This window comes from Clostridioides sp. ES-S-0054-01 (genome assembly GCA_021561035.1).
Lineage (GTDB): Bacteria > Bacillota > Clostridia > Peptostreptococcales > Peptostreptococcaceae > Clostridioides.
The window spans coordinates 692,793-705,394 of sequence record CP067346.1 but is presented as its reverse complement, the minus strand read 5'-3'; the positions used below and the strand labels follow the sequence as shown (position 1 = coordinate 705,394).

Below are 12,602 nucleotides of genomic sequence, written 5' to 3'. Positions count from 1 at the left end.
AATTAAAATTGATTTAAGAATCTCATATCATTTTCGAATAATAATCTAATATCATCTATTTCGTATTTAAGCATTGCAAGTCTTTCAACCCCAACTCCAAATGCAAATCCGCTATAAACTTCTGGGTCTATTCCACAGTTTCTAAGAACGTTTGGATGAACCATACCTGAACCTAATATTTCTATCCAACCTTCATATTTACACATTGGGCAACCTTTACCACCACATTTGAAACAAGTAACATCAACCTCTGCACTTGGCTCTGTAAATGGGAAGTTGTGAGGTCTAAACTTAGTTTTGATATCAGAACCAAACAATTTTTCAACGAAGATATCCATAGTTCCTTTAAACTCTGCCATAGTGACATCTTTTCCAACAACAAGCCCTTCTATCTGATGGAACATTGGTGAGTGTGTAGCGTCTGGCGAATCTGACCTAAAGCATCTACCTGGTGCAATTACTTTTATTGGTAACTCTTGACTTCTCATAGTTCTTACTTGAACTGTAGATGTTTGAGTTCTAAGTAAAACATTATCATTGATATAGAATGTGTCGCTCATATCTCTTGATGGATGGTCTTTAGGAGCATTTAAAGCATCAAAGTTATTTTCTACTGTATCAACTTCTGGACCTTCAGCTATAGAGAATCCCATTCCGATAAATATATCTGTTACTTCATCTATAATTTGAGTTATTGGATGTCTCTTTCCAACCTTTAAAACTTTTCCTGGTTGAGTAACATCTATTACTTCTTCTTTTAATTTTCTTTCTTTTTCAATAGCATTTATTTCTTCTTTTTTAGAATTTATGCTAAGTTCAATATTTTCTCTTACCTCATTGGCAACCTTACCAACTACTGGTCTTTCTTCAGCAGACAATTTACCCATTTCTTTAAGTATTAAAGTTAGCTCACCTTTTTTTCCTAAGTACTTAACTCTTAAACTTTCTACACTTTCTATGCTTTGTGCCTCTTTTATTTCTGCCAAAGCTGCTTCACGTAAAGCAAGTAATTTTTCTTGCACACATATCACCCTTTCATTTTTTTGTATAAAAAAAGCCCCTCAATCCCTGTCTAGGGACGAAAGACTATAGTTTCGCGGTACCACCCTAGTAGTTTAACAATTTAAAAATCATCAAACCACCTCTAACAAACTTAACGCGTTTTTGACGTCAAAGCCTACTATAAAATTTCAGCTTTGTTACTCCAGAGGGAACTTCTCCTGACCTCTTAGAAAACACTCCCAGCCTAGGTGTTTATCTCTTTACTAAGTTTAATCAAAATACTTTCCTCTTTCATTGCATTTACAATATTATATTGTTTATTTTAGTATTATATCATTTCCATTTAAATTATGTGACTAATTTTAATATACATCTAATATATAATTAATTTAATTAGTTTTTTAATATAATATACATCTAATATATAATCAGCTCAATTAGTTTTTAAGTACAATACACATCTAGTATATAATCAACTCAATTAGTTTCTTAAAATATATTGACTATTTTTGATACTCTACTATTTAATTCAAGATTATAACATGACATTATATTTATTACAATACATTAAATTAAGTATTTTTTTATTTCATACATCAGTATGGCAGAACTTATTGCAGCATTTAACGACTCAGCTTTACCATATATAGGTATCTTAACCAAAATATCAGACTTTGATACAAGTTCTTCATTTATTCCATTTGCTTCGTTTCCTATCACCAATGCTACTTTTAAACCATAATCTATTTTATCATAAAAATTATCTGTATTTAGGTAACTTGAAACTATATTAAAATCCAATGATTTAAGCATGTCCATAGTTTCATCTTGTGAAGCATTAATTATCTTCATATCAAAAATAGAACCCATAGTCGACCTAATTACTTTTGGGTTGTATATATCGACACATCCCTTTAGTGCTATTATGGCATCTACCCCAGCAGAATCAGCAGTTCTTATTATAGTCCCCATATTTCCTGGGTCTTGTATTCTGTCTAAAATCAATACAAATTTATCTTTTTTACTTATACTTTCTCTTAATTTTTTTTCCTTAAATGAAACTACGCCTATTATTCCTTGAGTATTTTCTGTATCTACTAGTTCTTTAAAATTTTTATTTGTAGTCTTATATATCTTTGTGTTTTTTTTATCTAAATCTTCTAATAGTTTTACATGTTCCTTCTTATTTTCAAAGTCCTCATTGATAAATACATACTCAAGATTTGCCATACATTCAAGTGCAAGTACTACTATTCTGTAACCTTCTATTATGAACTTTGACTCTTTATTTCTGTTTTTTGATTTTAACAATGCTTTTGTATACTTTAATTTTTCATTATCCTTACTGTTTATATTTGTAATCATTTTATCTAAATGCTAATAAATGATAAATTTTTATATTAGCACAACCTCCTTGCTCTATTTTTAATATAATTTCTCTTTATATAATCTTACATCTAAGTTCTACTTTTGATTAAATAAAAATAGTATCATATAACTATTCATAATTATATGATACTATCTACTTTCATTGCAATTAAATATATATTAAATAGTAAATTATCTTCTTCTAATTATCCCCTTATTTCCAGATGTTATTGCTGTTATACTAGTATTTTGACCGATTATAACTAGGATACTTCCAGCTGTAAGTTCCTCATCTGGAGAAGGTGTAACATTTATATTTTTACCTGTTTTTATAGCAAGTACAGTTATCTCATACCTAGCTCTTAATTCAAGCTCTACAAGTGTCTTGCCAACCCAGCTATTTGGAGTTACGATTTCAACAATTGAATACTCTGGGTCAAGTTCAATATGGTCTAATATATTATCAGAAACTAAATTGTGTGCAACTCTTACTCCCATATCTCTTTCTGGGAACACAACTCTATCTGCACCAATTTTATAAAGTACTTTAGCTTGTAGCTCATCCTTTGCCTTACATATTATCAACTCTACACCCATTTCTTTGGCTATAAGAGTCGCCATTATAGATGCCCTTATATCAGAACCTATTGCAACTACTGCTACATCAAAGTTACCTAAACCTAATGACCTTAACGCTTGTTCATCAGTAACATCAACTATAAGTGAATGAGTTACCTTGTCGGATATACTTTGAACTGAATCTTCATTTTTGTCTATTGCCATTACTTGATGTCCTAAAAGATGCATAGTAGACGCAACTGAACTTCCAAATCTCCCACACCCAATGACTATATATTGCTTCATCTCGAAACTTCCTCCCTAACACACAATTTATTTATATTGCTATTTTATGCCTAACATCAATGAATTTTTATTACTACTTAGAAACTTAACCAACCATAATTCTACCTTCTGCATATCTGATTGGTTGGCTCTTTCTTCTACCTCCAGAAAGTATTGCCATAAATAAAGTAAGAGAACCAACTCTACCCATAAACATAAAGATTATTATTATAATCTTTCCTATAGCATTTAAGTTTGGAGTTCCAGCTAAACTTGACCCAACTGTAGCAAGTGCTGATGTAACCTCAAATGCTGATTGAACTAGTGTAAAATTAGGCTGAGTTATTGAAATAATCAGGGTTCCAAAAATAACTGCTGATATACTAATTACAAATATACCCAGAGATTTTTTTATAGTTGATGGAGCTAATCTTCTTTCAAAAGCTTCTATATCTGACTTTCCTGATAGAAAACTTCTAACTGTAATGATTAAAACGGCTAGTGTCGTTGTTTTTATACCTCCACCAGTTGATGCAGGTGATGCTCCAATAAACATCAAAATTATCATTATAAATACACTACTTTCTCGTAAAGTAGCTAAATCAAGCGTATTAAAACCAGCAGTTCTTGCAGTTACTGATTGAAATATTGCTGATAATAATTTTCCCTTTAAAGGCAAGTCTGCCATAGTGGCTTTTTGATTAAATTCTATAAGAAAAATAAATAATGCACCCACTAAAATAAGTGTCGCAGTTGAAAATAATACAACTTTAGAATGCACATTTAATTTTGAAAATCTTCTTTTTCTTACAATATCAAGTACAACAGGGAATCCTAACCCTCCAAGCACTATAAGTGCACAGACAGTCATTGATACTGTAAAGTTATTTACATAAGAATTTAACGATGTAAATGGTCCACTTACACTCCCCATCAAATCAAATCCGGCATTACAAAACGCAGATATTGCGTGAAATACACTATACCATATCCCTCTAGACAAACCAAATTGTGGAATAAAGACAGTTGATAAAACTAGTGCACCTATTCCCTCTATTGTTATGGTTATTATCAATACAAATCTTGTAAGTCTTACAAGACCCGATAAATCAGCTTGATTTAATGACTCTTGTATTAATAATCTTTCTCTTAGTTGTATTTTTTTTCGTGCCATAAGTGAAAACATTGTGGCTACGGTCATAAATCCAAGACCACCAATTTGTATCAATGTTATTATAACTATCTGTCCAAATAAACTCCAATAAGTTGCTGTATCTACCATAACTAGACCAGTAACACAAACCGCTGAAGTAGCCGTAAATAGAGCATTTAATAAGCCTATACTCTCTCCACTCTGTGATGCTATCGGGAGTGTTAACAACAATGCTCCAATTAAAATAATCGCAGCAAACCCAGATACCATTATTTGAGTAGGTCGCATTCCATCTGCATAGAGAATAAGTCTTCTAAGTATTGTTTTCAACTTTCTTTATACCTCCTTAACATAAAATCACTACTGTTAAGACCTTTAATTTGTTTATTTTTAGAGCTTTCCTCTAAATTATTATTCTATTATAGTATAAATATTATATAAAGACAATGATATGAACTTTTATAATTTCTATTTGAAATATTTTAAATTTATATATATGTCTTTTAATTTAAATTGCACCAAAAACATCTATATTTTTTACATATAATAGGTCTAAAACTATCATAGTTTTTACTATTTTGTACTTAAAATTTATTTATCATTTTACTAGTATAAATTTCATATACTTTTTTGAAGTTAAACTTTTTATATTATTTATAATTCTGTCTATACCTTATATGTTAAATTTTCTTAACATGCATTTTTTATATTTAATATAGTAAAATAATTAATAACTATATCCACGATTGGAGGATTTTTATGGTTAAACCCAAAAAGAAAATATTTGTTTCTCTACTTTTAATTGCAGTTTTTATTATATTTGCATCATACATAAGAAATTATACTAATGATACAAAAAAAGATTCTGCTAGAGGCACTATACCCTTTGAAAAAATGGAATATAAGCGTCCTAATGTAAAATCAATTTGCGAAAATATTAACAACTGCAACGACAAACTCTTAACATCTAAAACTGCTAAGGAACAGTTAAATTTATTTAATGAGGTTGATAAACTTTATCAAGATTTTTATAGTACACTTACTATAGCAAAAATTAGAAACAATATAGATTCATCAGAAGAATTTTACTCTAAAGAATACAAGTATCTTATGAGTAAATCAGTAGATGTTGACATGTCATACAAAGACTTTCAAGATAGATTTGTAACTTCTAAATTCTCTAAAGAATTAGAAAAAGAACTTGGGAAAGATACATTTAATTACCTAAAGAGCATTGGAAAACTTAATTCTAAAGAAGTTGAAGGTTTACTTAAGAAAGAACAAGACCTAGTTGTAAAGTACGAAGACTTGTTATCTAAGTCTACAGTATCAATAGATGGTATAGAAATAGACTTTGAAGAAGCCTTGTCAAGACCAAATCTTAGCCCTGAAGAATATGTAAAAATTTATTCAGATTACTTAAAAAAATACAATCCTATATTTGGCAACATATTTTTAGAACTTATACAGACAAGAACTGAAATAGCAAGTAAACGAGGATTTAAGAATTATATAGATTATGCCTATATGAACCTAAACAAAGACTATTCTCAAGAAGAAGCTAAAAAGTTTAGACAAGATGTAAAAGATTACATAGTCCCATTATATAGAGAGATTTCATCTAAGCCTTCTGATTCTTCTATTTATATCAAAGTATATAAGAATCGCTCATTTAGGAAGTTTGATAAGGTACTTGAAGATATATCTCCAAAACTAAAAGAGAGCTTCGACTATATGAAAAAATATGACTTGTACGATTATTCTTCTGGAAAAAATAAATCACCTGGAGGATATACTACTTATATAAACAAGTACAAAGCACCTTTTTTATTTAATACATGGGACAATTCTTTTTTAGGTGTTACTAGTTTTGCTCATGAGTTTGGACATTTTTATAATTACTACAACAGCATTAATCTAAATAATAAGATACAACCAAGTATAGATATATGTGAAGTTCATTCAACCTCTTTAGAAATTCTATTTTACAAATATTTTGATGATTTTTTTGGTAAACAATCTGAAGCTATAAAAAAAGAACACTTGTTGATTGTTCTAAATACTATTATTGACGCTTGTCTTTATGATGAATTTCAAGAAATCATATACAAAAATCCATATATGAGTTTAAATGATATCAATAAATTATTTTTTGATTTAGAGGAAGAATATGGAGTATCCAATAATGTACTTAAAGAAAAGAATGCCCCATTTTGGATACTTGTATCTCATAACTTCCAAGTTCCTTTTTATTACTTGAGTTATGGTCTTGCCTCTGATGTATCACTTCAGATATGGCAACTGTCACAAGATGATTACAGAAAAGCGGTTGACGTATATATGGATTTTTTAAATCAAAATACTGACGCTGGATTTAAGGATGTGGTAGAAAAGGTGAATTTGCAATTACCCTTCCAAAATGGAAATTTAGAGGAAATAAGCTCTGCTTTATATGATTATTTTGGCATAGATAATCCACTTGAACTAAAAAATGCCTCTTAATTTCTAATACTTATTCTTAAGATTTAATATTAGCTTTCAACAAGTGATACCTTTTAAGACTGTAATAAGTATAACTGTTGCAACTGCAATTATTAAAGGAAATTTCAATCAACTCATATATGCTTGTGAGTCTATTGCAATAATTATGAGGTGTATGCTTCTATATTTAATATTTATCATATAGAACCTGCTAATGATAATAATTCTTATAATTTGGTAACAGATGTATGTTTCCCAGTTAAAAAGAAGTAATTTTATCTTATACTTTAATTATATATAGATACTAACATAAATTAGTTTTAATAACAAAATAATAAAAAGAGTAAAGTACAAATAATTTCTCTGTACTCTACTCTTTTTCAATCTAAATAGAACTATATTATCTTTTCTTATAAATTATACTTTTTATTATATCTTTATAAGTTCTTATATGCCAGTATAACCTGTATTTACAGGCTATACTGGATTTTTCATATTGGAAGACCTTCTTATATATTCTATTTTTTCCTACGTTCACGATACTTCTTTATAGTTAAATTTCTAATCAGTATAAGAACTATAGCAACAATAATAATTACAATGGTTTTTATCATTATGTTCCTCCTTAATGGTTGCCTTTTTCAACAATCCTCGTTGATATGATTGCTGAAATAGCTACTATCAATACCATCATCCCAATTGCCCCTATAATGAGAACCATGTTATTTGGAACAAAATTTAGGGTTAAGTTAACTTTATTTTCTGTTAGTAACTTCACTAAATAGTAAAACAACAGAAAACCTACTGTCGGAATGAACATGAACATTTTCCCTTTAATGGAACCAAAGCGGTAATATCCTGGAATTTGCACACACGCATAAATACAAAATAAAGCCGCACATGAAAGGAATGATACTACTATCTCTTGTGGAGAAGGGGCTGATGTCTTGAAGTTCAGGATAATAACCTGTACTAACAGAGTAAATACCAAAGCGGCAAAACCTGTCAAAAATATAATCAAATATCTGCCTAAAACCAAAGCATTTCTTTTTACCGGAAGAAAGCCATAAAAACGGTCAAGGTTATTTTTTTCAACTACAGAAAAAGTATATCCAGTTGTCATTGCCATAACAGTTGCAGCAAAGGACAATCCTTCAAAAAGTGTCCCTGTAAAAAAGGTAATCAGTAATGGAACAAGTAAAACAAGAAGCATGGACTTCAAATACGGTTTTAGAAGTAATAAGTCCAATTTCATGCATTTTATTGTATAGTTCATCTGTATCCCCCCTTATCTTTTTCTGCCTGTCTGCTCATGAACACGACAATATCATCAATACTTGCAATAAAATTTTCTGCTTGTGAAGCATATAGTAAATCTTCGGTTTTGATAAGTGCTTCATATCCTGTTGCAAATGTTCTTAATCCAATCAGCTTGCTCTCCAATTCTGGTTCAAGAGATTTCTTATCGCCATTCACAACCCTATATCCATCTATAAATTCCTCTTTCCCTCCAGTAAATATTAGTTCACCCAAATTAATGTAAGTAATATAATCCGCAATTTTCTCTAAATCACTTGTTATATGTGTTGAGAAAAGGACGCTATGTTTCCCGTCTTCAATATAATTAGAAAGTATCTCTAATAGCTCATCACGAGATACAGGGTCAAGCCCACTTGTAGGTTCATCAAGTATTAACAATGTGGCATCGTAAGAAAATGCACAAGCCAACATCAGTTTCATCTGCATACCCTTTGATAACTCTTTTACTCGCTTTTCTTTTGTAATTCTGAATTTAGAAAGCAAAGACCAGTATTTTTTGGTATCCCATGCAGAATAGAAACACGTAAATGCTTTTTCCACATCAGACATATTCCACTCGTCCACAAAGTAACTGCTGTCAAATACGACACCAATATTCTTTTTAATTTCCTGCTCGGCTGTTATATTGTCTTGTCCAAACACGGTAATACAACCACTATCAGGCTTTACCATATTTAGAATTGATTTTATGGTAGTCGTTTTGCCTGAACCATTTGGACCGATTAGCCCCATAATGTAGCCCATAGGCAAACTGAAACTAATTTTATTGAGAGTAAAATCTGTATAAGATTTTGAAAGTGATTTTACATCTAAAACATTATCCATTGTTTATCCTCCTTATACACTGGTTGAATAAAGCAAGTATTTCTTCATCAGAATTACCAGCTTTTTTTGCTTCGCTAATCGCTTGCTCCATTTTTTTTGTAGCTTCGTCAATTAGGTGCTGTTTAATTAAATCTGAACTTTTTTCTGCTACAAAGCAGCCTTTTCCTTGTATGTTTTCTATGTATCCCTCGTCTTCTAATTCTGTATATGCTCGATTAACCGTAAGAACACCTACTTTTAGGTCTTTGGCTAATGCCCGTAGTGACGGCAATGTATCACCTGGCAATAACTCGGAAGTTAAAATTGCACGAAGAATTTGGCGTTTAATTTGTTGATATATGGGTGTCTCATAGTTATTTGATACTACAATTTTCAATGCTCCTCCTTATAAAATATTTATTCAACTGTTTTACTGTTATGCATATGAGTATAACAGTTGAAAATCATTTTGTCAATTGGGAAAACATGGTATATAGATATTAACTATTCTTGTCAAAACCATGATATGTGTAATCATGTGCAAAAGGAGGTATGAATAGACAAGTCTACACAACACAGGCATATTGAAAGTCTGCCTGACGATATAATCATTAAATTTCTTATAAATAAAATTATATCATTAATAAGATATAAAACTCTTATTCCTTAATATGCTGTTGCATTAACCAAACTTTCATCGTCATCTTTTGTGGCAATAGTTTTGCTAGCAAATGACTGGATTTTGTATTGATACCATACACAGAAATATCTTTATTTTTATTTGTATCCTTCAATGCTTTTTTAGCAACAACATCTAGAGTCACTATGCCCGGGAAATTTTTTGTCCCTTTTTCTGCTACAACTATACCTCTCTTAAATAGGTTTGTACTCATCTATCCTGGACATACAGCAATTACATTTATTCCTTTATCTTTAAGTTCAACATTTAATGCTCTTGTATAATTTCTTACAAATACTTTAGTTGAGCTATAAATATTTTGAAAAAACTTTTACCTTACTCCCAAATTCGTCTACTAATTGATTTAATCGTTCCTTGTTTCTTGCAATTGCCCATATCTCTGTTATTTCTGCTTCATTTATTAATAACTTTAGAAACTCCTTACCAAAACCACTATTAGCACCAGTTATAATTGCAATCTTCTTATAACTCGTTATAACTCGTAATTTTTCTCCTTTACTATAAGTTTATACGCTCAAACTGTAAACTGATTTTTTACAAATAAAACGCCCTCTATTCAGATGTTATATTCATATCATTTTCAATAATTGTTACGTAGTATAAAAAAACAGTATTCACAATGGCTTATATATCTATCATATAAATTTATTTTATTACTTTACTGTATTTATTAATGATATTCCACTTCCCATTTTCCTTTCTTAATTCAAGGCTTATTTTTGAATAATAATCTTCTCCAGATTGTGTTACTATGACCTCATCCCCAAACTTATTTTTGTAAATATGTTCTTCTATCTTATTTTTCGTATGACCTACGACAATAGCGTCTATTCCACCTACCGACATTGCAAGTTTTTTTATCTCACTACTTGGATTTTTTAGAGTACTATTATTATCTGAATGTACAACTGTAACAATCACATCAGGATTTTCCTTTTGCATGACTTTTACCCACTCTCTTGCATCTTTTACTACGTTATTAGTATATAATTTCTCTGCTTCTTTAGGAGCCTTCAAAGTCTTAGAGACTTTGCTTAAACTTGAGCCACTTAAGTCTTTCTCAACCTTATCAGTAGTAGTAAGACCTAATACTCCAACCTTTATATTTCCTTCCCTAGTTTCTACATTATGAATTATATAAGGTTTTACATAATTTTCTCCAGATTCATCATATATATTAGCTGATAAGACTGGTATCTTCATTTCTTCAAAGTTTTCTATAATATAATCCAACGTGGATTTTTTTTCAAAAAAATTCTCTTTATCCGATGTAAGCTCATGGCTACCAAGTACTACAGCATCATAACCAAGATATATAATTGGCCATTCATTTATTTTTTTATGGATACCTTTATTTTCATTGTATTGCCACTCTTTAGCCCATTTAGTCATTTCTTTTGTATTAGCATTTATAAAATCTCCAGTATCTATAAATATAGGTTGAACAGCTCTATCTCTTTCATTGAACAAATTAACTGCCATTTCATCTGAAAATTTTGGATTCAGACCAGAGGTTGTAATTATATTTACTTCCTTTCCAAAAACTTTTAATTCACTATATTTATCTTTTATAAACCACTTCTCATTCTTCTTATCCAACTTAAAATTAATCTTTGATACACTATTACCATGAGCTCCAGGTTGTGTTACTATTACTTCTTTACCAGAATTATTTTTATATGTATGCTGTTCTATTTTTTCATGCGTATGACCTGCTACAATAGCATCTATTCCCTCTACAGTTGTCGCTAGTTCTTTTATTCTATTTCCTGGATTTTTAGGATTTTTGGGTTCTTCACCTGAATGTACAATGGCAACTATTATATCTGGCTTTTCTTTTTCCATAACCTTTACCCACTTATTTGCATCTTCTACTAAATCATTTGCATATAATGTCCCTTTATATTGAGGTTGCTCACCAAGTTCTCTAGCTTTTTTATCTTGTTCAAAACTTTTAAATCTAGAACGTTCCCCTACTTCTTTTATAGTCAGACCGAGTATTCCAACCTTTACAACTCCATTATCAGTATTTACATTTTTCATTACATATGGCTTTACGTAGTTTTCTCCAGATTGTTCATATACATTTGCCGACACTAATGGTATGTTATTATTTTTAAAATCAGAAACCAATTTATCAAGACTCTGTTTGTCGTTAGAGACAAATTCATGATTTCCAAATGTAACTGCATCATATTTCAGCTTTGCCATCTTTTTAGCTAAAGGAACTTCTCTCTCACGTGGTTCAGCTATTTTTTTGTACTCTGGTATCCCATCTTTAAATCCTACAAGTTTTTGTCCAGTAAACCAATTGTTCATTTCACTACTTTGCATGTCAAAAAAATCTCCTGCATCTACCATAAGTAGATTTTCATCATACTTTCTTTCTTCCTGCACATAAGAGACTAGATTATCTGGAATAATTGAATGTAAATCACTTGTAGCAAGTACATTTATTTCTGTATCTTTGGTACTTTGACACCCCACAAGTAATCCTATTAAAAATATTATTGATGACACTATAATAAATTTTATTTTCATAAAAGCGTCCTCCTTAGATTTTTGGATGATAATAAAATTTAATATCATACTTTATCTTTGCTATATAAGTTTGCACTATTTATTATACTAAAAAAACTATATGTAAATTCCTTTTTAATCAAATCTACGTATAGTTTTTTTAGTTATAAAAAATATCCTCATTAATAAAAAACTTCTTTGTACTACTTCACTTTCTTACTCTGAAAATGTACAAAGAAGTTCATTTAATATACTATATCCCACAGATATACAACATCTTTTTTGCACTTATCATTTACAAGCCAATCAGAGACATTTTGCTCTGGATATATACTCTAAATAAAAATAACAGCTTAACACAAAAATCAAACTGTTATTTTTATCCTTTATTTACCTTCATATCCCCCATGT

The 12,602-nt window shown here is 30.0% G+C and carries 9 protein-coding genes, 1 pseudogene and 1 other annotated feature; of the genes and pseudogenes, 1 reads left to right on the top strand and 9 read right to left on the bottom strand.

The genetic code is table 11. The annotated features are described in order from the left end of the window. Window positions 1-2 precede the first annotated feature (2 nt). The 4 genes from pheS to JJC02_03620 all read right to left on the bottom strand — a co-directional run bounded on the left by pheS (window position 3) and on the right by JJC02_03620 (window position 4,696). On the bottom strand, window positions 3-1,022 hold the full coding sequence (gene pheS / locus JJC02_03635; GenBank protein UDN55284.1) for a phenylalanine--tRNA ligase subunit alpha: 1,020 nt from the start codon (window positions 1,020-1,022) through the stop codon (window positions 3-5). Between the two features lie 49 nt (window positions 1,023-1,071). Continuing rightward, window positions 1,072-1,306: a binding site (T-box leader), on the bottom strand. Between the two features lie 263 nt (window positions 1,307-1,569). Beyond that, window positions 1,570-2,367, bottom strand: coding sequence for an RNA methyltransferase (locus JJC02_03630; GenBank protein UDN55283.1), 798 nt, complete (start codon window positions 2,365-2,367; stop codon window positions 1,570-1,572). Between the two features lie 195 nt (window positions 2,368-2,562). Next, window positions 2,563-3,234, bottom strand: coding sequence for a TrkA family potassium uptake protein (locus JJC02_03625; GenBank protein UDN55282.1), 672 nt, complete (start codon window positions 3,232-3,234; stop codon window positions 2,563-2,565). Between the two features lie 85 nt (window positions 3,235-3,319). Further along, the gene (locus tag JJC02_03620; protein UDN55281.1) at window positions 3,320-4,696 is read right to left on the bottom strand and encodes a Trk family potassium uptake protein; all 1,377 of its coding nucleotides are present in this window, start codon (window positions 4,694-4,696) and stop codon (window positions 3,320-3,322) included. A gap of 429 nt (window positions 4,697-5,125) precedes the next feature. On the opposite strand from JJC02_03620, the gene JJC02_03615 reads away from it, so the two are divergent. Beyond that, window positions 5,126-6,868 (top strand): peptidase M3, encoded by a 1,743-nt coding sequence (locus JJC02_03615; GenBank protein ID UDN55280.1) that lies wholly within the window; start codon window positions 5,126-5,128, stop codon window positions 6,866-6,868. 604 nt (window positions 6,869-7,472) lie between these two features. Here JJC02_03615 and JJC02_03610 read toward each other — a convergent pair. The 5 genes and pseudogenes from JJC02_03610 to JJC02_03590 form a co-directional block, all read right to left on the bottom strand. Further along, window positions 7,473-8,123 (bottom strand): ABC-2 transporter permease, encoded by a 651-nt coding sequence (locus JJC02_03610; GenBank protein UDN55279.1) that lies wholly within the window; start codon window positions 8,121-8,123, stop codon window positions 7,473-7,475. After that, on the bottom strand, window positions 8,120-8,992 hold the full coding sequence (locus tag JJC02_03605) for an ABC transporter ATP-binding protein (protein UDN55278.1): 873 nt from the start codon (window positions 8,990-8,992) through the stop codon (window positions 8,120-8,122). The genes JJC02_03610 and JJC02_03605 overlap by 4 nt, the downstream gene beginning before the upstream one ends. Further along, window positions 8,985-9,368 (bottom strand): GntR family transcriptional regulator, encoded by a 384-nt coding sequence (locus JJC02_03600; GenBank protein UDN55277.1) that lies wholly within the window; start codon window positions 9,366-9,368, stop codon window positions 8,985-8,987. Before JJC02_03600 ends, JJC02_03605 begins: the two co-directional genes overlap by 8 nt. Window positions 9,369-9,630: 262 nt before the next feature. Then, window positions 9,631-10,147, bottom strand: a pseudogene (locus JJC02_03595) (SDR family NAD(P)-dependent oxidoreductase). Window positions 10,148-10,316: 169 nt separating this feature from the next. Further along, window positions 10,317-12,212, bottom strand: a complete 1,896-nt coding sequence (locus tag JJC02_03590; GenBank protein UDN55276.1) for a metallophosphoesterase — start codon at window positions 12,210-12,212, stop codon at window positions 10,317-10,319. Window positions 12,213-12,602: the final 390 nt, after the last annotated feature.

Coding starts and splice junctions, on each gene's coding strand:
- JJC02_03605 (UDN55278.1), bottom strand. CDS start 8,992: ATGGATAATGTTTTAGATGTAAAATCACTTTCAAAATCTTATACAGAT.
- JJC02_03630 (UDN55283.1), bottom strand. CDS start 2,367: ATGATTACAAATATAAACAGTAAGGATAATGAAAAATTAAAGTATACA.
- JJC02_03590 (UDN55276.1), bottom strand. CDS start 12,212: ATGAAAATAAAATTTATTATAGTGTCATCAATAATATTTTTAATAGGA.
- JJC02_03615 (UDN55280.1), top strand. CDS start 5,126: ATGGTTAAACCCAAAAAGAAAATATTTGTTTCTCTACTTTTAATTGCA.
- JJC02_03625 (UDN55282.1), bottom strand. CDS start 3,234: ATGAAGCAATATATAGTCATTGGGTGTGGGAGATTTGGAAGTTCAGTT.
- JJC02_03610 (UDN55279.1), bottom strand. CDS start 8,123: ATGAACTATACAATAAAATGCATGAAATTGGACTTATTACTTCTAAAA.